This window comes from Paenibacillus sp. Y301, from assembly GCF_059445505.1.
Map to the genome: position 1 here is coordinate 215,246 of NZ_JCAIUL010000009.1, position 21,407 is coordinate 236,652.

The window sequence follows — 21,407 nt, forward strand, 5'->3', positions numbered from 1 at the left end:
CTCCTTCCTATTACCAGATTCCACGCTGTAAATATTTTTTACTCAAGGCATTACCAGTGATGACAAGCGTGAATGAAATAACAGCTTCAAACATACCGACTGCAGTTGTGAAGCTGTAATCCTGATTACCAAGCCCCATCCGATATACGTAGGTGCCTATAACATCTGAAACTTTATACACGACTGGATTGTACATCACGAGAATTTGCTCGGTACCAGCCTCCAGAATACTTCCCAAGCGTAGAATAAACATCAGAATAATAATCGGTGCGATTCCCGGTAGAGTAATATGCCATAACTGCTTCAACCTGCCAGCTCCATCGATTTTGGATGCTTCAAAGAGCACAGGATCTATGGTCGTAAAAGCCGCCAGATAGACTATAGTACTCCACCCGGTCTCCTTCCACCCTGCTGAAGTAATCAGAACACTCCGGAATACGCTGTTATCCATGAAAAATGAGACTGACTCCAAATTCATAGCAATCAAGAGCTTGTTTATAAGTCCATCATTTGTTGATAGAAGATCGATGAATAGTCCGCTAACAATAACCCATGATAAGAAGTGAGGGAGATAGATGACAGTCTGAATCGCTCGTTTGAAGAGCATGTGCCGCATTTCATTCAACATTAATGCGATGATGATAGGCAGTGGGAACAGAATAGCTATTTTCAGAAAGCTGATAATGACTGTATTCATGAAAACAAGCGTAAAATCAGCCGAGGTAAATAATTTCGCAAAATGCTTACCACCTACCCAAGGACTATCTGCAAAACCAGTAAAAATGTTGAAATCCTTAAAAGCAATAATAATGCCGTACATAGGCGTATACTTAAACAGCAGGATAAACAAAATGCCAGGAACTAGTAGTAAATATAAATCCCACTCCCTCCATATATCCGACCACAGCCGCTTCATATAGCTTTGGCGGAGATGGGAGCACGGTAGCTTATCCATCGCAGGCTTCATATCGTTCCCCCTCTAAAAGTAGTAGTGTCATATTTATTACTTAAAATTTTAGACTCAAATCATTTCGATAAGTAGATGAGAGTCATTACTATTTCTGGTACTTTGATGTTTAGTTTCTGAGATATGAGTGCAGAGTGTCAGAAAACAAAAAACCTGAAGCTCTCTATTGAAGAGTATTTCAGGTTAAGAGTTATGCGATTATGGCTTGCATTCACCAGGGTTCACACCCCAATATTTGCGAAATACTTTGGTGAAATAACTGACATCACGGTATCCAACCATGCGGGCAGCGTCATATACCTTTAAACCCTCCAGTAATTTCGTTTTGGCCCGTTCCATCTTACGCTCCAGCACATAAGCAGAGAAGACGACCCCCATCTCTTGTTTGAACAACCGACTCAAATAAGACGAATTGACATATAAGCGGTCTGCAACCGTGTGAAGCGTTATCTCCTGGTCCATCTCCAAATCCAATATCTTCAGAATCTCTTTGACCACCAGATTGCTTGTCGTTCGCCGCTGCTTCTGCATATAGGTTGTAATATGCTTGACCGTTCGCTTCAGCCATGACCAGGTTTGCACCTGAGTATTGAGCAATTTTACATTCTGAAAATAGATAATGTCCTCCTCAACTACATTCTTGACCATCCAGCCTTGTTTCTGAATGATTCGAATGAATAGACTGCTCAGATACAGTACCACTTCATGAACTTCATCTGCTGATTCCGACTGCTTAACCCCTTCCTCCCACAATCCAGACAACGCCTCCAGCGCTTTCACCTCATCTGCGGTTTCCAGAGCGATCTCAAGCATCTTCTCCAATCTTTGTTGGGCAACTAGATGTTGCTGATTTTGCTTAGGTAGCTCCCGATATGGAATGGCAATGTCAGGCCCGTAAACCATCCGCTCTTGCAGCGCTCTAAACGCTTGTACGTATAGCTGCCCCATTTCCTCCAGGCTCCCTGTGGAAGAGCAGATCCCTGCACTTGCTGTAAGTTTGAGTATCGCCTTCGTCTGGGACAAGAGCTTGACCACTAACGAGTTGATGAAGATCATTGATTCCTTTGGAGACTTTCCTTCCTCCATGATGAATACAAGCAGTAGCAGTTGGTTAGCATCTGTACTTACCCAGCAGGAGGGGTGAAATAATAATTCGTTAGCCATACATTGCATCGTGAATTGCAACAGTAACATGTCTTGGGAGTTGAACCGGTTGTCATGATCCGGAATCGGATCAAGACCCACAACGGCTACTGCGATCTGGTCATCCTCTTTTAGATCGATGTAGAGATCTTTACTAATTTTTAATATTTCCCAGTTGTTAAACTTCTCATTGACCCAATGTTGAAAAAAATTATTCTGCAGATTAGGTAGATGATCCTTCCATTTCTGCTCCAGTACCACCTTGCTCTGCCACTGCTCCAGTTCTTTTCTAAGCTGCTGTCTAGCTTCAAGGACCGCCTCCACAATCTCTTCTTCACCTGCCGGCTTGAGCAAATATCGGAAAACCCCATGCTCCATCGCATCCTGCGCAAAGGTGAAGTTATCGTGCCCGCTCAATATAATTATTTTCATAAAAAACTTCATTTCCTGCTGTTCATGCAGCTTACGAACGAGGGTCAGTCCATCCATCTCCGGCATCTGCACATCAATAATCATGATATCAGGCTTCTTATGCTCTATCAGCTGTAACGCCTCCAGCCCGTTGGATGCGAGTCCTATCAAATCAATCCCATGATCCTCCCATGGTATGTTATGTCCCAGTGCATTGCGCAAGCGCGGTTCATCCTCAACGATCATCAAATTCATTTCGGTTTCCCCCTTCCTTTAGCTCGTGATATGGCCTAGCTGATGCTGCAAGTTATCCCTGCAATGATCAAGAGGTATGGACAGCGTGACAATAGTCCCTTCTCCCTGTACACTGCTGATTGTCATATCTGACTGCTTGCCATAATACAGTCGCATTCTGGTATACACATTACGCAGACCGAACAAATCCTTAACATTTTCTTCATCCTGAGAGAGGGAGGGAAAGCTACGCATCCCCATCTGTTTCAATTCATTCTGGATATAATGAAGCCTCTCCCCTTTTATCCCTAGTCCATTATCCTTTACGCTGATATTAATCATTTGATTGTTGTCAATCCAACTGGAGATGCTCAGTAGTCCGCCACTGATACGTCCTTCCATACCGTGTAATATTGCATTTTCTACCAGAGGTTGAAGCATTAGCTTTAGTATGAGAACCGGTTTACTCTCTTCCGTTATCTGATATTCAACCTTGAAATTGTCGAGGAAACGTAGCTGCTGTATCCGAATGTAGTAATGCAGATGGGCAAGACTTTCTTGGATGGAGAACACTTCCTTGCCCTTATTCAAGCTCAAGCGGAAAAATTTTGATAAGTTCATCACCATCTCGCTGATTTCCTCAGCATCGTAATTTTTAGCCATCCAGTAGATGGAATCTAGTGTATTATACAAAAAGTGTGGATTAATCTGAGATTGCAAAAATTTAAGTTCCGTGGTGGTCATCCGAAGTTGTTGCTCGTAATGATCCTCGATCAGATGCTTCTGATAAATCGCCATTTGGTTGAACGAATCAATTAGAAATCCGAATTCATCCTTCCGTTTATTCTCCAGCCTGGTATTCAACTTACCGTTACCGAGCTGCTTCATGCCGCGGGAGAGCTTGTGTACGGGTGATGCTATTCCGCTGTAGACTACCCATGAGGTACCAACAGCCAGCAGTATGCTAATGACAATAATCGTATAGGTAAACATGCGCAACTGATCTGTCTCCTCATACAGTTCTTTCTTCGGCTGGACCAGGGTAAGTCTCCAGAGTGAGTACTCCGAGTCAATCGTAACCGCCATTTCGTTATCAGATATAGGTTGCGCATCCGTTTTACCTCTTGTATCTGTTCCCACCACTACCTCGCCCCTCTCATTAAGCAGCGTTATCCGAGTGCTTGCTGATGGGAGCAGAGTCTTGATTACGCTCAGCAACTTATTCTTATTAAAGGTCATAATCAATAGATTGGATTGACGATCTGTATTGTACAAATCCATGGTGCGCGCCAGTGATAGACTATCCGTATTCAGCATGGTACCAAGCGTTGTCCCCTCTGCAACCTGTGTATCAGCGAGCATATAGCGTAGCCCTGTGCCGTTAGCTCTAGAGGCCTCAACCAGCCATTCCTGTTGTGGTTCTGAGGTAATCCGACGTCCTCCAAAGTCAGTCGATATGAGCATATGAGTGGATTGGTGGTAGACAGAAATTTGGGACAGAAATCGATTAACAGAATTTAAATTCGATAACTGCTTGAGAATAAGGGAGAAATCGACGATAGATTCCGGTGGTAGGTTCGAACCATTCTTGTTCAACAGATCAATAATACTGGGATCCGAAGCAATCACTGTCGAGATTTCTTCAACGTTTTGCAGCGCAAGATCAATATAATCCATCGTTGAGGATAGTGCCACCTGCGTCCGTTCGACTGCTAGTTTATAGAGAATATCCCGAGATTTCTCAATCGCAAACAAACTGACGACAACCAGCGGAAGAAGTATGAGCAGGAAATAGCCAGTAAGCCGGACCTGAATATTTTGGGAGAAGCGTTCCGGAGTCCAGCGCAGTAGCTTACTCATATGAACCCTCTCCCCCTCCGTCATCCTTATGCTTGCTGTACCACTCGTTCACCTCTTTAGTTATTTCATCTCCTCCCTGTTGCTTCCACTCCTCTACATATTGGTCATAGGCATCCAAAGGCTCGATTCCCATAATGATTTTGGTCAGCACATTCTGCAGCTCATTCAACTGTTTGTCATATTTACTCATGGCAGGCGTAGGAACACCGTAAAACGCATTTATTATGAGATTCTCTCCAATCGTCTGGAGGTTATCATATAGATAAAAATCACCCAACGAGTTCAGACGTTCCTTAAATAACACAGGGTCCGACACGTCTACTAAGGATTGATAAATACCTCTGTACAGGTGCTTGTCATGCATCTCGAAATCCGTTACCATACGCCCATTCTCCATCGTCCAGATTTCATTCTCGAAGCCCAACTTCAAGTTCTTATAATCAGCAGCTATGAAATCCAACATTTTGATAACCTGTTCCGGATGCTTCGTTCCGACAGGTATCACGTTATAACCACGTATAATATCCTCGTTTTTCACACCCTTTTCACCTTTGGGACCTGTAGGATACTCTAGAGAAATCCACTCCGCATTAGGATCCTTTATCCGATTCGCAGCAATAGGACCACGGGTGTCAAACCATGTCGCTGAGAATAGCCCCACCTTTCCGTTCTCAACCTTATCGTACAGATTGTTATGCAGATTTAGAGGGAATTCACGATCGAGCAAATGCTCCTGATATAATCGGGCCAGATAAGCCAGCGCTTCCTTGGTCTCCGGCATGATGCTCCCGTAGATCAACTGTCCATCTCTCTCGAACCAGGTATCCAACTGTGTTCCGAAAGCACCGAAAAATGGAGCAGAACGTCCCATGTTCGTCATCAGGATAAGCCCCAGGGTATCATCTTTTCCGTTACCGTCAGGATCATCTAAGGTAAAAGCCTTGATGACTTCGTAGTACTCTTCCAGCGTAACAGGGGGCTTCAAACCCACTCGATCCAGCCAATCCTTACGGGCGTACATAAGTTCATTACCAACGACCTCATTCAAGCTGGGGATGGCATAGACTTTGCCGTTATATCGAACTCTATCCCACACCTCATTTGGAATTTTATCCATGAGATGCGGACCGAATTGACTAATCAGATCGTCTAAGGGAATAAAAGCTTTCTTCTTCGTATACTGGTCAAACCATACAGGATCATACGTATGAAGCAAATCAGGCAAATTGCCAGACGTCATAATGACATCCAACTTCTCCTCATACACTTCCGGAGACGGTGTGATCACCTTAATTTCTAATCCGTTCATGTTCTCAATATAATTCAGATAGGGATTGTCATTCTCATCCATCCCGTCAGGAAAGGCCATTCCGAGGTTATTTATTACAATGGATATCAAAGGCCTATCCGATGTAATACTGTTATTCACTTCCCTATGGCTAGACAACTCGCAACCTGTGCACAAATAGAATAAGGTAGCTGTGAGAATGGAAGATAATAAGATTTTCGACTGCATTGGTTTGATGATTGTAGGTCTTCTTATTCCTGTAGCCGAGTTACTGATTCGAATCTTATTTTCTTGCATATTCTTCTCTCCTTCCAAATGGTGAGCTGCAAACAGTCGATCTGAATACCTCGCTTTTCTTAAACACGATAATTCGACGCAAGGAATCTATCCTCTTCTTCCATTCATTAACATCAATCCTATTCAGACCCATGAGTCTCTCCCTACTAGACCGATAGTAAAGTCTTACATAATAGCGCATCATTTTACCATAAATGGTCATCCTTCTACCCTACCCTTACCTCTTATCACCTTCTACAATGAAGATAGTTAACAAGATCCTAATCATGATTTGAATCTGAAATGGAGGAATGACAGCATGGAATTATCATTGAGCATGTGGAGCGTTCATCGAACAGTAAGGGAGAAGAACTGGACCGTTATGAATTTCCTATCCTTCTGTACAGAGGAACAAATTAAACATGTGGAGTTGTTAGACATGTTCTGGAATGATGTGGAGCTGGAACTCCCGCAAGTGTTAAGTTACATCCAAGAACATAAGATAACGGTTGTAAGCTACGCCGTCGCCAATGATTTCGTGAACGAATCGGCCCAAGAGCGTTCAGCCGCCTTGACTCGAATCACCGAGGCTTACCCGATTGCCAAGGCACTTGGCACCACGATCATTCGAGTATTTTCTGGTGATCTGAGTGGAAACATCACTTATGAGATGGCCCTGAATTGGATTGTAGATGGGTTATCAGAGGCTACCAGGCAAGCAGAGCATTGCGGTATCTTTCTCTGTTTAGAAAATCACGGCAAGCTTGCCGGCAGTGGTGTGCAGATACAGACCATCATCGACCGTATCGATTCTGTAAATCTTCGTTCTACCTTCGATACTGGCAACTTTCTCTTGGTAGATGAGCACCCGACACAAGCTCTAGCAGTACTGCTTCCTGTTATCGGTCATGTCCATCTTAAGGATTTCTATCTTGAACCGAATGGACGGTATAAGTCCCTTTCTGGAAAGGCGTATGAAGGGATTGCATTGGGTAATGGTGATGTGGAGATCAAGAAAATAGTAGACCGGTTACTCGAATACGGTTATCAAGGGGCTTATGTCCTCGAATATGAAGGCGTTGGTAGTGAGGTTCAAGGGATACGCGATAGCTTCACGTATTTCAACTCCATTAAATAATCAAAAGAAAATAAATATAATAGTAGTTCAAAAAAGTCATCTATTAAATATGCCTATAAGGGAGATTTGTGGGATGAAACCAGAACTGCACGCGGATATTATCATTCTCGGAGGAAGTACTGGTGGCACTGCGGCTGCATTAGCAGCCGTAAAATCGGGAAAAACCGTTATCATGACGGAAGAAACCCTATGGATCGGTGGTCAATTGACGAGTCAAGCCGTGCCACCTGATGAACATCCCTGGATCGAGTCATTTGGCTGCACTGCTAGCTACAGGCAATTCCGTGAGGGAGTACGTCAATATTATCGGCAATATTTCCCTCTAACCTATGAAGCAAGGGCCATCTCTCATCTGAATCCTGGAAGCGGTATCGTCAGTCGTATCTCTCATGAGCCACGAACAGCGTTAGCCGTCCTACATGGAATCCTAGCTCCATATATCCACAGTGGTCAGTTACAGATTTTGCATCGTCATGTGCTTAAGCATACGGAGACTATAGGCGATCAGATCAGCTCAGTTACAGTAAAGTGCTTGGATACAGGTGAACAACAGATCCTGCTCGCTCCCTTCTATATCGATGCCACGGAGTGCGGCGATCTGCTGCCCTTGGCTGGAATTGAGTATGTTACCGGGGCGGAATCCACCTTCCAGACCGGCGAGCCTCATGCGGTAGAGGGGCCTGCCCAACCTATGAACATGCAGGGGTTCACCTACTGCTTTGCCATAGATTACCTTGATGGAGAAGATCACACTATTACTAAACCGGAGAATTATGAATTTTGGCGGAATTATAAGCCTGACTTTTGGCCGGACCGGTTGCTCAGTCTAAGTGGGATAAAGCCTTCTACTATGGAACCCACTCAATATGAGCTGTTTGCAGATACCGACAAATTCTCCCTGTATCTATATCGTCAAATAGTGGATCAACAGCACTTTCGTCCAGGTACGTTCCCAAGCTCCATATCGTTAGTAAATTGGCCGCAAAATGATTATTGGCTCGGATCTATCATTGATGTTAGTGAAGAAAAGCGGGCAGCTCATCTGTATCAGTCCAAGCAACTTAGCCTATCCTTGCTCTACTGGTTACAGACTGCTGCACCACGACCGGACGGCAGTGAGGGCTATCCCGGATTACGACTGCGACACGATGTAGTAGGTACTGCCGATGGCATGGCAATGTATCCCTATATCCGTGAATCTCGAAGAATTCAGGCTGAATTCACGGTTCTTGAACAGCATGTAGCCACCGCCTGTCGCATGGATGGTCATGCCGAAACCTTCCACGATTCTGTTGGTATTGGCTGTTACCGCATTGATCTTCACCCGAGTACGGGCGGGCAGTCATACATTGATATCTCTTCTCTTCCCTTCCAAATCCCGCTTGGTAGCCTAATACCAAAACGGATGACCAATGTACTCGCCGCATCCAAGAACATTGGTGTGACCCATATAACCAATGGCTGCTACAGGTTGCATCCAGTGGAATGGAACATCGGAGAGGCAGCAGGTTATTGTGCCAGCTATTGCCTCGACCGTGGTATCACACCAAGCGACGTTCGCAATAGCGAGAAAGAACTCGGCAGCTTTCAAAACAGATTGATTCAAGAAGGCATCGAACTCTCATGGCCTTCCATTCAAGCCGTCTAAACAATTATATTTATGAGGTGATAACGATGAGTAAAAGTATACGAATAGGAGTTATTGGTGCCGGGAATATCTCGGAGTTGCATCTACAATCCTATCATAATCATCCTGAGGTTGTCCTACATGCTGTCTGTGATCTGCAGATTGAACGTGCTCAAGCCAAAGCCGAGAAATACAATATTCCTCACGTCTATTCCGACTATACCGAGCTGCTACTGAATCCCGAGATTGATGCTATCAGTATTTGTACTTGGAATAATTCGCATTCCGAGATTAGCATCGCTGCCCTGCAAACGGGCAAACATGTATTGGTGGAAAAACCGCTCTGCAAAAACGTAGAGCAGGCGCTTGCCGTGGAAAAAGCAGTTCATGCTTCTGGCAAGATGCTCCAGGTCGGATTCGTCCGCAGATATGCATCAAATACACGCATCGTCAAAGCCTTCATTGAAAGCGGTGATATCGGTCCTATCTACTATGCTAAGGCCTCCTGCATTCGAAAATTGGGCAATCCGGGAGGCTGGTTCTCGGACGTTGAGCGTTCCGGTGGCGGTCCTCTGATTGATGTTGGCGTGCATGTCATCGATCTATGCTGGTACCTCATGGGTCGGCCCAAAGTAGCATCAATTAGCGGTAATACGTATAAGAAGCTCGGAAACCGTTCTAATGTCCAAAACCTGAAGTTCTACAAAGCGACAGATTACAACGCGGAGCACAATACCGTAGAGGACATGGCCAATGCGCTCATCCGATTTGATAACGGAGCCTCCCTCCTAGTAGACGTTAGCTTCACCCTTCATGCCAAGCAGGATGAATTAACGGTCAAGTTGTATGGGGAGCAAGGCGGCGTGGAACTGGAGCCTGAACTGACGATAATTACAGAGAAGCATGACACCATTCTCAATAGCACGCCTCAGATTAATGACCTATCCTTTGACTTTACAGCAGGATTCCAGGATGAAATCAATTATTTCATTGAAGTCTGTCAGGGCACAAAGACTACACTTAGCCCCGTGGAGGACGGTGTGGAAATGATGAAAATTTTATGCGGAATTTATGAGTCGAGCAAGCTCGGAAAAGAGATCCACTTCACTTAGACAATTTCAATTAACAAATAACTTTAACTGAGACATATTAAACCTTAATGTATCGCACATGAAAGGAACCTCCAACCCATCGTAAATCGTATGCAATTATCGGATTAACACGAATCTGAAAATTTTCATTTAGAAAATAACAATGATTGTGTTATCCTATAATTCCCTTGTTAATTGATATTCTTACAGATTGTATTTCTACTCGAATGGTTCACACTTCAACACTGTCTCTTAGATCTGCATGAATACTAATGAAGATTATCATTTCAAATAAAGGGACTGCCTTGAAGCAATCCCTCTTTTTTTGACCATAGATTAATATATTAGTAAGTCTAAAATCTAAAATCGTGCCCTACTCTACTATTCATAAATCTACTAGGTTGCATTCAACTGATTCATTGCCATTAAGACCGCACCACTCGCTGCATCTTTTTTAGCAATAATACATTCCAAGTCGGAATAGCGTTGGTTCAGCATTTCTTCAAAAGCAGTCCGCACACAGGTAGCATTGAGTAATACACTACCCGCCATAGCGAGGGTTCCTTTTTGAAGCGCTAGCTTTTCAACGACTGGTACTACCAATTCACACAATGAGGAAGCGCTTTGGTTAGCAATCGATAGTGCAGCTGCATCACCTAATGCGCATGCTTCCGACACGATCGGTGCCAAAGCTGCAATGTCTTTTTTATTGGTAGTCTTATCATACACAAACTTGATAATCTGCTGTACATTCTCCACTTGAAGTTGCTTATACACCAATCTAGTGATTTCAGTTTGTGGTATTCGACCATCATGCGCCTGAACTACGGCCGTAAGTACGTCTCTTCCCATACTATACCCGCTACCCTCATCATCAATGAGGTGACCGAATCCACCCGTGCGATGAGAACTTCCGGATTCATTCTTCCCATAACAGATAGATCCCGTACCAGCGATTAGTATCAACCCATGTAATTGTTCTTGCGCACCGTAAAGGCTCGTTTCGTGATCGCCCGTTATAGTCAACCCTCCCTGATACCCACACGCTCTAACTTCGGCTTCTAAACGTGAAATAACCGTAGGATGACTAACACCAGCCGCACCAATACAAATCTGTACACAATGCTCCAATCCACCGCATACACTTGAAATGGTTGTGCAAATCTCTTGTATGCTCTGGCGAACACTAGCTTCGTCATGTCCATTATAGTTAATAGCACCAGATGTAAAGGAATGCACTACGAATCCAGTCTCGTCGGCAATGGTCACCGCAGTTTTGGTACCGCCACCATCCCACCCTGCAACATATCTCATCCATGATCACTTCCTTATTCCTGTAATTACAACGCTGTACTCAATATACCGGACGGTGCAATAGTGCCGCTCAAGATTTGTACTAATGAGTCAAATACTAAGGGTGTATATTCAAAAGCCACTAATCCGCATAGTTCTCCAGGAAGCTTATCCAGATCATATGGACTTCCGAGAGCTATAGCCATAACCTGATGGCCTTCAGCGTACAATTGATGTACGAGTTCTAATTGACCGGTATTACGAATCCCATTAAAAAGACCCACAATGACCTTTGAATATCCCCGCACATGGTTTAGCGTTTGTTGAATTTCATCTTGGTCAGGATTAATATTGATCATCTGAGATGCAGTAGAAAAGGCAGTAGACATCGCTTCTGGGAATGAGAGCTCTGTATTTACACTACTAGAAGCCATCGTTGAACGATAGGCATAACTCCCTACAAATACAGCATCTTTGTCATTTGGCTCAATCGTTAGCAATTCACCTCGAACATGGCAAATACTTTCTAGACTCATGGCTGCAATGGCGCGACGATGCGTTGCACAACCTACGATAGACAAGTCCGATCCCGATGCGTTACCATATTTCTTCTTATAATAGAGTACCTTTTCCACTGCTTCATCTATGATGCTCATTGGCAGTTGTCCAGACTGTACAGCACACTCTATTAATTCCACTGTTTCTATGACAAGCGAAGGTGTATGGCTGATATAGATCATGTGCACCCCTGCATTTAACGCGGCAAATGCCCCTTGAGCCGTACCATAATATTGTTGGATCGCATCCATCTCTAAACAATCGGAGATGACAAGTCCATCATAACCCAATTTATTTTTCAACAAATCCGTGATGATAGTTCTAGACATAGTCGCAGGTACTCTCTCTTTTTCAATCGAGGGAAATAGAATATGCGCACTCGTGATACATTCCGCTCCGTTTTCAATCGCGGTAATAAAAGGCTGCAGCTCCAAACTCATCAATTCCTCTAGAGACTTATCTATCACGGGTAGCCCTAGATGGGAATCAACAGCTGTGTCACCATGACCAGGAAAATGCTTGATGGATGCTAGCACTCCTCCGTCCTCGTCCTGTAACCCCTTCATCATTTGCACACCGTATTCTTCCACAATGTCTGCTGTATCACCATAAGATCGCACGTTAATTACTGGATTCAATTTATTATTATTAATGTCCAGCACAGGAGCCAGATTATGATTAATACCTAACACACGTAATTCACGAGCCGTAATGCGTCCTGCGGTATAAGCATTTTCCGGACGTCCCGTTGAAGCTATCGCCATAGCACCAGGAATATTGACTGCATCCTCAGGTAAACGCGTCACCCTACCCCCTTCTTGATCGATAGATATCAGAGCATCATATCCTGTACTGTCCTTTATCAACGATTGTATCTCTCCACATAATTCCTGAAGTTGAACCTTATTCGCTACATTGTGGGAGAACAATATCACATTTCCGATTTTATAATCCGTGATTAAATGTCTTAGATCATCCGTTATGGTCTGTTCTGGAAATCCGGTTACGATGAGTTGACCAATCTTTTCTCTCAATGATAGATGATTCATGCGACCTCTTCTCCTTTAGTACAGATGATATTGCTGTTTGATCTCTGTAAATTCAAGACTTTCCAGACGGAATTGCTCCAGAAGGTTCGATAGATCTAGAGAATCGTCACGATACAACTTATCCCCACACAACAGATCAATAAAAGGTCTAGCGTTTTCCTTCACAGGTGGCAAGAAGGCAAATTCATCGTATAGATGCTTAATGGTATACATTAGCGTAACACCCGTCGCCACAGCGTGAAAGCTCCGAGAATTAGTTATATAAAGCTGTACTCCCCCGCAAAGTTCTCCTTGATGTTTTGAAAATGCAGGTTTGAAAAATACAGGACGGAACAACACCCCCGGGATTCTCAATGCATTCATTTCATTCGCAAGTTGCTCACTTTGAATAAAAGGTGCACCTATGATCTCAAAAGGAAAGGTCGTTCCTCTACCCTCAGATAGATTCGTCCCTTCAAATATGCAAGTACCGCTATACAGAAGGGCTGATTCAAACCGTGGAATACCCATAGATGGCTGTACCCAGATTCGTCCGGTTTCAGGGAATTGCATCTTCCTCTCCCAGCCTTCGCACCGCACCACATTCAGTTCACAATTCCACTTCATCTGGTCGTTGGCCATTATAGCTACCTCGCCGGCAGTCAACCCATAACGAACACTAAGAGGATAGTTGCCGACAAAAGATTGATAGCCCTGCTTTAGGATATTTCCTTCTACCGTCACACCATCTAGCGGATTCATTCGGTCGAGAACGACAAATTCTTTACCCGCTTTAGCACAGTCTTCCAGAGCATAGAGCATCGTATAGATATAGGTATAATAGCGTACTCCCACATCCTGAATATCGTATACGATAAGATCTACCTCATCCAACATTTCCTGAGTTAATCGCTTGGAATCCTTACGATACAGGCTATGTACAGGCACACCCGTCATAGGATCTAGATAAGTTTCTACTAGAGCCCCCGCATCTAAATCCCCGCGTACCCCATGCTCTGGTGAGAACAAGGCGGCTAGATTGAAATTCTCGTGCAGAATTTCAATCGTGGATACAAAATCGTTGTTTAATCCCGTTGGTGCTGTAATTAGCCCCAGCCGCTTCCCTTGGAATAAGTGAGTATACTGTTCAATACAGTCAATACCGTTTTGGATCATAGCGCCCTCCGACCAATTAGAGTATGATTCGGCAAATGACTGTAACAAGTTATTGTTACAGTTATTCCCTATGCCATCTATAAGTTCGTGACTTTTTGAACAACCTCTCTATAATTCAGTTCTAAGTACACGCATCGTTTCTTCTGGAATCATGAACGTCTCTGCATATTCTTTCCGAGCTTCAATACCGCGAACTCTGGATAAGTGTTTGTAATATTCTAAGTAAGGAAAGGACTTACTTCCTGTGACGAACCAGTGCTGAGACACGGCCTTAATCCATAGATCATAAGCTTCTTGGGAGAAATCCACATACACATAAGGTTTATAATCCACGGCATCCTCCCAGTTCTCCGCATAATATAGTTTGGATGCAAAGAACGCAGGTTTTTCCCTTTCGAATGATGCTAAGCCAGCAAAAAAGCGTGCATCATTAACAATGAGATGTGTCGTCATATGATCCTTGTGCATGCTGTTCTTAAAGTGTGTGATAATAATATTCGGCTTCACCTCACGAATAACATCACACACGCGAAGACGCATTTCCTGATTATCTTGTAGTTCTCCGTCCGGAATATCGAATACGATGGATTCTCCACCCAACATCTCTGCAAAAGCCTTAGCCTCATTCACCTTCTGCACACGATACTCAGCCATATCTCTTCCTGCCGGAACACCACGTTCACCTGCGGTCAGTGCTAATGTCACAATACGATCACCCTTAAGAGCGTGACTTGCTAATACACCTCCTGCAGTTAGTTCAGCATCTCCCACATGTCCACCAATAGCTAAGATCGTAATTTTGGATTCACTCATCATTTAAGCTCCCTTCTCATGACAGAAAATTCTTTAGCGTGTCGAAACCCAGCCTTCTCGTAAATACGCATGGCAGGATTGTTTCTTCCAGTAAACAGAGACATATATACGGTATCGATATTCTGGAATGCTTCACACATTTTGAAGAAAAGAATGCTACCTAGACCATGTCCCCCATGCTTGGGATGTACCCCAATTCCGGCAAAAAATGCTCTTCCATTATCCTGACGGATGACTGGACCAGCGAATCCCACGACATTCCCTTCATAAGCGGCAACTACTATTGGAACACCTTCTGCCATATATTTAGGAATTTGTGTATTCCATAAGGAATTATCCAATCCGGCTAACATATCTTCCATTCCGGTATGCCTTTCTAGATCGAATTCTTCCACTCGATATCCTTCGGTAATTACCTTTGCTTCCTTGGCTTTCACATCTTCTGGAATGTAGAAATCAGCTAGATTCATATACATGGCGCACTCTCTCGAACGATCTATGTATCCTTGATTTAATAGAAACGTAAATAGCGAACTATCAATAGGTACGCCAGGTGCATTGTTATGCTCATGACCCGGTGTGTCTGGTATAATCCATGGTAATAACATCGGATTGAAGAACAATACATCAGCCTGCTGTTTCCCTAAATACTGAAAGCGATGCTCTAAAGCATCTAACATCAACTTATAGTTTTCGTCCGTTATGTAGTCATCGGATAGAATGATACAGGTGATATATCCTGCCACATCTCCTAAGGGTAGATCGTCCCCTGTACATCCACAGGCGAAGCCTTTTACTAGATCAGATTCCAATAGAACAAATGTTGTTTCCTTATCAAAATAAGGATTAGACAAGAAGATCTCCGCGAAGCTACACTCCGTAAGCTCCTTATACCCATCTTGCACGGCTTCCCTGTTCCACAAAGTGAGAACTTCATCCATATACTGATTGTCCCAAGACTTAATCATGATCGTTACCTCCAACCTAGTAGGTCTAGTAAGATATCTCCCCTATGAATTCGTCATATTATCCTTTGACCGCACCAACAGTAACACCTTCTAAAAAATATTTTTGTAAGCTGAAAAAGAGGATAAACATAGGAAGAGCAGATATGGTTGCACCCGCCATCATTGGTGCGAAGTAAGTCGTATTTGCAAATTTAAAGTTCTTCAATCCAACCTGAATGGTCTGCATATCCATCGTATTCGTAACAAGGAATGGCCAGAAGAACGTATTCCAACTTTCCATAAAGGTGAGAATCGCCATAACAGCCAATATGGTCTTGGACAACGGAAGAATGATTCTAGTAAAGATCTGAAACTGATTACACCCCTCAATCTTGGCACATTCGAGTATTTCTTTCGGAATGGATGTCATAAACTGTTTGGCAAGAAAAATATTATATACCGTTACTAGTCCTGGTAGGATCAACGCTTTATAGGTATTCTGAATATGAAACGTATTTACGATAAGGATGTACAAAGGCACCTGCGTAACCTGATATGGAATCATCATGGCAACGAGAAGTAATGCAAACAATAGCTTACTGCCTCTAAATTTAACTTTGGCAAATGCATATCCCGCTAGACTAGCAAAAAGTACATTTGATATCATGACACTTGTTGCCACAATGAGAGAGTTTAAAAGCCATCTGTAGGAATACTCACTGTAATTAAAGAAGAACTTATAGGAATCCAAAGATATTTTGGTAGGGAATAAAGAATAACTCATTGCGCCAGCTTCGACAGGATCTCCTAAGGAAGAAATAATCATAAAATAAATTGGGAATAACGTCGCCAATGCGAAGAGTAACAGTGCAGCGATGATCACACCATTTCTGACATTCTTTACTGCTTTATTCCCGGTATGATTGTTATATAATGACATATCTGCTCCTCCTCTCTTTTAATACTCTACATCATTGCCCATAAACTTAAATTGGATAAATGCTATTACCGCAATTATCAGCGCTAATATTAAGGATTGAGCTGCTGCTTCACCGAATTCAAAATATTTAAATGCGTTATTAAAGATGAGCAATCCCACCATCGTTGTAGAATTGTCGGGACCTCCACCTGTCATTAAGTACGCATTTTGAAATACTTGGAACGAACCAATGACGCCTGTTACTAACAGAAATAACGTCGTCGGTTTCATACAAGGAAGGACTATGTACCATATTTTATGAAAGAAATTTGCTCCATCAATCTCGGCAGCTTCATAGTAAGTTTCATCTATGCCCAATAATCCCGCGATGTAGATGATGATACTTGTACCATGACTAGATAACCACGCCATAATAACTAAAGAAAGCATTGATGTACTACTAGAGCCTAACCAGTTCTGGTTCTCTACTCCGATTAAAGCCAAAAGTTTGTTGAAGATTCCCGTTGTCATCGGATCATAGATCCACAGCCAAACGACTGATAATGAAACACCGGAAACAACAGCTGGAAGGTAATAGATCGCTTTAAAGGTTGTCTGCATCCATTTTCTCAAGGGTAGAACCAGTACAGCAACAGCAAACGAAATAAATAAAGCCACCGGAACCGTTAAAATGGTATACACGACCGTATTCTTTATTGATTTCCAAAACAAGGAGTCCGTTAATGAACTAATATAATTATCCAGCCCTACAAAAGTGGAGCCCAACGGTTTGTAATCCTGAAAACTGATGATAAAGGCGCTGACCACAGGGTACGCTGTAAATAATGCAAATGTAACTAAAGCCACTGCAATAAATGCATATGCCCAACCTTCATCAGCTTTTATCCATTTCATCCTTTTTGGTTGTTTTCTGAATACGTTTTGTTTTTTTATTGGTTTTGCTGATTGAATCATCATGCACCCCCCCTTTTTATCAACAACATCTCTTGTGAACATATACCGGATCGTCGTGTAGGGTCATACGACGATCCGATTCAATATCCTAATCTACTACAATGCCGTCTTCACCAAATTCTTTAATGGCTGCTTTTTTAACAGCCTCATACATTGCTTCAGGTGTAATCTCGTCCGCAAGTAACGCTTGTAATTTAGGTACAATCACTTCATCTTCAAGTTTGATTGCTTTTGCCCCTAAATCTGCTGGGATATCTGGACGAGCAGGTGTAGCATGAGAGAGTAGAACTTCTACCGCTGCAACATTATCTGGATTTCTTTCAACCGTCATACTTTCTGCAGCTGTTCTACCACTCTTCGTAATATGTGCTGCGAAGAGATCATTGTTAGTCGTTGCGGCAACCTTACCGCTAGCTAAGAAATAAGCTGCTTTCACAACATTATCTTTATGCTCAGCTGTAGGTTCTTTCTTGCCGCGGAATGTGACATATCCATCAACAACCGTACTCGCCATGGCTTCTTCTCCTAAGAAAGTAGGAACTGGCAAGACAATATACTGAGCTTCAATACTTTCTGCAACAGCACTACCATCATTGGCTTTGATCTTCTCATTATTCTGATTAACGTTATTCTCAAAAGTAGCTAGGCCTTTTCCTGTGATCATAGTTTGACCTGTAAGGAACATATTCCAACGTTTACCTGCATCAACCGAGCTGAGCTCTTTAGGCATTGAACCATCATCAATCAATTCACGAACTGCTTTTAATACTTCCAAATAATTTTTGCTCGTGTAAGCGAATTTCAAATCTTTATTAAAGGCGGCCGGCATCCCTGCGTTTTTGATTAGTATGGTTAAGTAATCTTTCGATGCAACACCCGCAGTTGCAAATACGAATCCGTAACGAGAAGTCTTACTTCCATCCTTAACTACACCTTTCTTGATAGCTTCACGGAATTCCTCATAAGTCCAACCTTTTTGCTGAACACTTTTCCAATCAATTCCCGCTTCTTCTAGAAATGCTTTATTACCACCTAATGCATGAACTTCCATATAGCCTGGCAATCCATAAAGACCATCTGCTCGTTTCATATATTCAAGTGGCTTCTCATCATAATCCGCTATCATTTCTGGCGTTACTGTATCCGTTATGTCCATTAACATTCCTTGATCCATATATTTAGAGATTCCATCTGAACCGATGAAAGCAATATCTGGAGGACTGCCCGCATTGACCTGCGTGTCTAGCTTTTGCGTCATATCTTCCCAACTTGCAGGCTCTATTTTTAAAGTCAGATTAGGATATAAAGCCGTAAATTCCTTCTCCATTTGTGCAAAGTTTTCTTGGAAATGACCCGAAACGGGTGGTAGTAGAGCTGTAATCGTATCTTTTGCCACAGTTGTCGTTGTTCCTGATCCTGAAGTGTTACCTTGATTAGAACCTGCGTTATTCGATGAGCTTCCACATGCTGTCATTGTCGTCAATGCCATAGTTGCAACCAAAAGTGATGAAAAAATCCGAACTTTTCTACTCATAATAATAAGCCCCCCTCAAGGTTAACTACATGATTACACTTCGAATAATGATGATTAGACTACATCACTGTGCTGAACGTACGAATTGCTTTTTTCAAATTGCCTTCACTTCGCTCCAATGCTAGATCTGCCATCTCTGCATCCAATCCAGTTTTGATCATCATAATCGCAAGTTTGCAATTCATCGATGCCTTCTCTAAATATTGTTTGGCTGTTGTAGAATTCTCACCCGTTGCAGCCTCAATCATGCGAACCGAGCGATCAACTAACTTGATATTACTTGCTCTTAAATCCACCATAAGGTTGTTATACGTCTTCCCAAGTTTCACCATCGTAGCCGTAGATAACATATTAAGAACCAGCTTCTGAGCAGTACCTGCCTTCAATCTTGTAGAACCCATAATTACTTCTGGTCCAACTACTGGAGCAATACATACATCACAGACACCTTCAAATTTAGAATTCTCGTTATTCACTAAACCGATGGTTGCGGCACCGATCTCTTTGGCTTTGATCAGGCTCGCAATAACAAATAAAGCGCTTCCACTTGAAGATATTCCAATAACTGCATCCTCAGAAGTAACCCCACACCGCTCGATTAGCGCTATTCCTTCCTCTGCATTATCTTCAAATCCCTCAACAGCCGTTCTTAGAGCCGAATCACCACCAGCAATATATCCTTGTGCTAGAACAGGATCAATCCCGAAGGTAGGCGGACATTCTGATGCATCAAGCACACCTAATCTTCCTGAGGTACCAGCCCCAACATAAAACATTCTGCCACCATTCTTAAGGACACGATGTAAAATATCAACGGCTTGGGTGATTTGTGGAATTACTTTTCCAACCGCTGCAGGCACCTTAGAATCCTGTTGATTCATAAGTTGTAGCATTTCCTCAGTCGTACATTCATCGATCATCAGTGTTTCAGGATTAATTCCTTCTGTAATCAATCCCGCGAGATACTGATCCATTAGCCAACCTCCTTCAACATATTAAATTGCGATAGTTAATTGTACGAATTGTGTCATGTTACATAACACGTTGTTTACTTAAGCTAATATTAAATGGATACTTAAATTCCGTCAATAGTTTTTGAAATAAAAAATCATAATGATTTACAATATTGTTTTTTTATTTCTTTCAGAACACAAAAAGGCATCAACTCCTTTATAATCAGTCGATGCCTTTTTCAATACTTCTTTAACGATGTTTACTCGACAATATGTTATACGTTTTTCTCAAATATTTTTTTACATTTTTGTATTCGACACTAGCTACTCCCGAAAAAAGAATATCAATAATCGTAAGCATAGCAATTCGTGATCCCATAGCTCCGCTCCTAATCGTAAGTTCTGGCGTAGAGATATTGAGCACAATTCTAGCTTTATCCGCTAGCTCACTTTTATTATATTTGGTAATCGCTATACAACATGCACCATTCTTATTTGCCATATCTAGCGCTTCCAGAATCTCTACCGTTTTACCTGAATTGGAAATAAAGATTGCAACATCATTCTTCCCCAACAATGAAGCAGCAGAGAGTTGACTATGTCCATCCGTATACGTATGGCACATTTTATTAATTCGGGTGAATTTCTGTTCTGCATCCTTACCCACTAGACCTGAAGCACCGATCCCAAAAAACACAATCCGTTGGCTACGAATAAGTGCTTTCACAGCACGTTCTACCTCATTCCGATCAAGGATGCTTAGGGTATCTTCGATAGATTTACAATTATTTCTAGAAACATTAGAAATGATAATTGATATATCATCACCTGGTTGAATATCGGTGTACTGATCCTTCTGCTCCTCATCCATAGACCCAAGTGAAGCAGAAATACTCACAATAAAATTACGATATCCGCTGTACCCCAATGTTTTACAGAATCGAAGAACAGATGCATCACTCGTCTTACTCAGTTGTGCAAGATTCTTTATCGAAAGGTGTGGAATTTCATCTAAATTATCCAGAATAAATTCGGCTACCATTCTTTCAACCGGGGTCAGACTATCCTTCATATTCCGAATCTTAATTAAAATATTATCATTAGTTATCATCCATTTACCTACTCACAATGAAATTATCCCATCTACACTGGTACTCATTGAACACGATCTTAGAA

Annotated in this window: 17 protein-coding genes; 3 read left to right on the forward strand and 14 right to left on the reverse strand. The window is 42.6% G+C overall.

Features of this window, described 5'->3' with window-relative positions; all coding sequences use genetic code 11:
- Positions 1-10: 10 nt before the first annotated feature.
- From AC1D69_RS16940 to AC1D69_RS16955, 4 genes are all read right to left on the reverse strand, one after another.
- Positions 11-967 (reverse strand): ABC transporter permease, encoded by a 957-nt coding sequence (locus AC1D69_RS16940; protein WP_495457318.1) that lies wholly within the window; start codon positions 965-967, stop codon positions 11-13.
- Between the two features lie 198 nt (positions 968-1,165).
- On the reverse strand, positions 1,166-2,776 hold the full coding sequence (locus AC1D69_RS16945; protein ID WP_495457319.1) for a response regulator transcription factor: 1,611 nt from the start codon (positions 2,774-2,776) through the stop codon (positions 1,166-1,168).
- 18 nt (positions 2,777-2,794) lie between these two features.
- A complete protein-coding gene (locus AC1D69_RS16950) occupies positions 2,795-4,615 on the reverse strand; it encodes a sensor histidine kinase (protein ID WP_495457320.1) in 1,821 nt (606 codons plus the stop codon).
- Entirely contained in the window at positions 4,608-6,200 is a 1,593-nt protein-coding gene (locus AC1D69_RS16955; protein ID WP_495457321.1) for an extracellular solute-binding protein, read from the reverse strand. The genes AC1D69_RS16950 and AC1D69_RS16955 overlap by 8 nt, the downstream gene beginning before the upstream one ends.
- 298 nt (positions 6,201-6,498) lie before the next feature.
- On the opposite strand from AC1D69_RS16955, the gene AC1D69_RS16960 reads away from it, so the two are divergent.
- The 3 genes from AC1D69_RS16960 to AC1D69_RS16970 all read left to right on the forward strand — a co-directional run bounded on the left by AC1D69_RS16960 (position 6,499) and on the right by AC1D69_RS16970 (position 10,056).
- The gene (locus AC1D69_RS16960; RefSeq protein ID WP_495457322.1) at positions 6,499-7,317 is read left to right on the forward strand and encodes a sugar phosphate isomerase/epimerase family protein; all 819 of its coding nucleotides are present in this window, start codon (positions 6,499-6,501) and stop codon (positions 7,315-7,317) included.
- Positions 7,318-7,390: 73 nt separating this feature from the next.
- Positions 7,391-8,965, forward strand: a complete 1,575-nt coding sequence (locus tag AC1D69_RS16965) for an FAD-dependent oxidoreductase (RefSeq protein ID WP_495457323.1) — start codon at positions 7,391-7,393, stop codon at positions 8,963-8,965.
- Between the two features lie 26 nt (positions 8,966-8,991).
- On the forward strand, positions 8,992-10,056 hold the full coding sequence (locus AC1D69_RS16970) for a Gfo/Idh/MocA family protein (protein WP_495457324.1): 1,065 nt from the start codon (positions 8,992-8,994) through the stop codon (positions 10,054-10,056).
- 375 nt (positions 10,057-10,431) lie between these two features.
- Here AC1D69_RS16970 and AC1D69_RS16975 read toward each other — a convergent pair whose 3' ends face one another.
- The 10 genes from AC1D69_RS16975 to AC1D69_RS17020 form a co-directional block, all read right to left on the reverse strand.
- Positions 10,432-11,349, reverse strand: coding sequence for an N-acetylglucosamine kinase (locus tag AC1D69_RS16975; RefSeq protein ID WP_495457325.1), 918 nt, complete (start codon positions 11,347-11,349; stop codon positions 10,432-10,434).
- Between the two features lie 26 nt (positions 11,350-11,375).
- A complete protein-coding gene (locus AC1D69_RS16980) occupies positions 11,376-12,935 on the reverse strand; it encodes a glycoside hydrolase family 3 protein (protein ID WP_495457326.1) in 1,560 nt (519 codons plus the stop codon).
- A 15-nt stretch (positions 12,936-12,950) separates the two neighbouring features.
- The gene (locus AC1D69_RS16985) at positions 12,951-14,090 is read right to left on the reverse strand and encodes an exo-beta-N-acetylmuramidase NamZ family protein (protein WP_495457327.1); all 1,140 of its coding nucleotides are present in this window, start codon (positions 14,088-14,090) and stop codon (positions 12,951-12,953) included.
- A 108-nt stretch (positions 14,091-14,198) separates the two neighbouring features.
- A complete protein-coding gene (locus tag AC1D69_RS16990) occupies positions 14,199-14,903 on the reverse strand; it encodes a PIG-L deacetylase family protein (protein WP_495457328.1) in 705 nt (234 codons plus the stop codon).
- The gene (locus AC1D69_RS16995; protein ID WP_495457329.1) at positions 14,903-15,871 is read right to left on the reverse strand and encodes a GNAT family N-acetyltransferase; all 969 of its coding nucleotides are present in this window, start codon (positions 15,869-15,871) and stop codon (positions 14,903-14,905) included. Before AC1D69_RS16995 ends, AC1D69_RS16990 begins: the two co-directional genes overlap by 1 nt.
- Before the next feature lie 58 nt (positions 15,872-15,929).
- Positions 15,930-16,790 (reverse strand): carbohydrate ABC transporter permease, encoded by an 861-nt coding sequence (locus AC1D69_RS17000; RefSeq protein WP_495457330.1) that lies wholly within the window; start codon positions 16,788-16,790, stop codon positions 15,930-15,932.
- Positions 16,791-16,808: 18 nt separating this feature from the next.
- Complete coding sequence (locus AC1D69_RS17005; protein ID WP_495457353.1) at positions 16,809-17,744, reverse strand: carbohydrate ABC transporter permease; 936 nt, start codon at positions 17,742-17,744, stop codon at positions 16,809-16,811.
- Positions 17,745-17,832: 88 nt separating this feature from the next.
- A complete protein-coding gene (locus tag AC1D69_RS17010) occupies positions 17,833-19,278 on the reverse strand; it encodes an ABC transporter substrate-binding protein (protein ID WP_495457331.1) in 1,446 nt (481 codons plus the stop codon).
- A gap of 59 nt (positions 19,279-19,337) precedes the next feature.
- A complete protein-coding gene (gene murQ / locus AC1D69_RS17015) occupies positions 19,338-20,252 on the reverse strand; it encodes an N-acetylmuramic acid 6-phosphate etherase (RefSeq protein ID WP_495457332.1) in 915 nt (304 codons plus the stop codon).
- A gap of 229 nt (positions 20,253-20,481) precedes the next feature.
- Positions 20,482-21,342, reverse strand: coding sequence for a MurR/RpiR family transcriptional regulator (locus AC1D69_RS17020; RefSeq protein WP_495457333.1), 861 nt, complete (start codon positions 21,340-21,342; stop codon positions 20,482-20,484).
- Positions 21,343-21,407: the final 65 nt, after the last annotated feature.

Excerpts from the sequence above, each read along its gene's own strand:
- AC1D69_RS16940 (WP_495457318.1), bottom strand. The coding sequence starts at position 967 with ATGAAGCCTGCGATGGATAAGCTACCGTGCTCCCATCTCCGCCAAAGC.
- AC1D69_RS16945 (WP_495457319.1), bottom strand. The coding sequence starts at position 2,776 with ATGAATTTGATGATCGTTGAGGATGAACCGCGCTTGCGCAATGCACTG.
- AC1D69_RS16950 (WP_495457320.1), bottom strand. The coding sequence starts at position 4,615 with ATGAGTAAGCTACTGCGCTGGACTCCGGAACGCTTCTCCCAAAATATT.
- AC1D69_RS16955 (WP_495457321.1), bottom strand. The coding sequence starts at position 6,200 with ATGCAAGAAAATAAGATTCGAATCAGTAACTCGGCTACAGGAATAAGA.
- AC1D69_RS16960 (WP_495457322.1), top strand. The coding sequence starts at position 6,499 with ATGGAATTATCATTGAGCATGTGGAGCGTTCATCGAACAGTAAGGGAG.
- AC1D69_RS16965 (WP_495457323.1), top strand. The coding sequence starts at position 7,391 with ATGAAACCAGAACTGCACGCGGATATTATCATTCTCGGAGGAAGTACT.
- AC1D69_RS16970 (WP_495457324.1), top strand. The coding sequence starts at position 8,992 with ATGAGTAAAAGTATACGAATAGGAGTTATTGGTGCCGGGAATATCTCG.
- AC1D69_RS16975 (WP_495457325.1), bottom strand. The coding sequence starts at position 11,349 with ATGAGATATGTTGCAGGGTGGGATGGTGGCGGTACCAAAACTGCGGTG.
- AC1D69_RS16980 (WP_495457326.1), bottom strand. The coding sequence starts at position 12,935 with ATGAATCATCTATCATTGAGAGAAAAGATTGGTCAACTCATCGTAACC.
- AC1D69_RS16985 (WP_495457327.1), bottom strand. The coding sequence starts at position 14,090 with ATGATCCAAAACGGTATTGACTGTATTGAACAGTATACTCACTTATTC.
- AC1D69_RS16990 (WP_495457328.1), bottom strand. The coding sequence starts at position 14,903 with ATGAGTGAATCCAAAATTACGATCTTAGCTATTGGTGGACATGTGGGA.
- AC1D69_RS16995 (WP_495457329.1), bottom strand. The coding sequence starts at position 15,871 with ATGATTAAGTCTTGGGACAATCAGTATATGGATGAAGTTCTCACTTTG.
- AC1D69_RS17000 (WP_495457330.1), bottom strand. The coding sequence starts at position 16,790 with ATGTCATTATATAACAATCATACCGGGAATAAAGCAGTAAAGAATGTC.
- AC1D69_RS17005 (WP_495457353.1), bottom strand. The coding sequence starts at position 17,744 with ATGATTCAATCAGCAAAACCAATAAAAAAACAAAACGTATTCAGAAAA.
- AC1D69_RS17010 (WP_495457331.1), bottom strand. The coding sequence starts at position 19,278 with ATGAGTAGAAAAGTTCGGATTTTTTCATCACTTTTGGTTGCAACTATG.
- murQ (WP_495457332.1), bottom strand. The coding sequence starts at position 20,252 with ATGGATCAGTATCTCGCGGGATTGATTACAGAAGGAATTAATCCTGAA.
- AC1D69_RS17020 (WP_495457333.1), bottom strand. The coding sequence starts at position 21,342 with ATGATAACTAATGATAATATTTTAATTAAGATTCGGAATATGAAGGAT.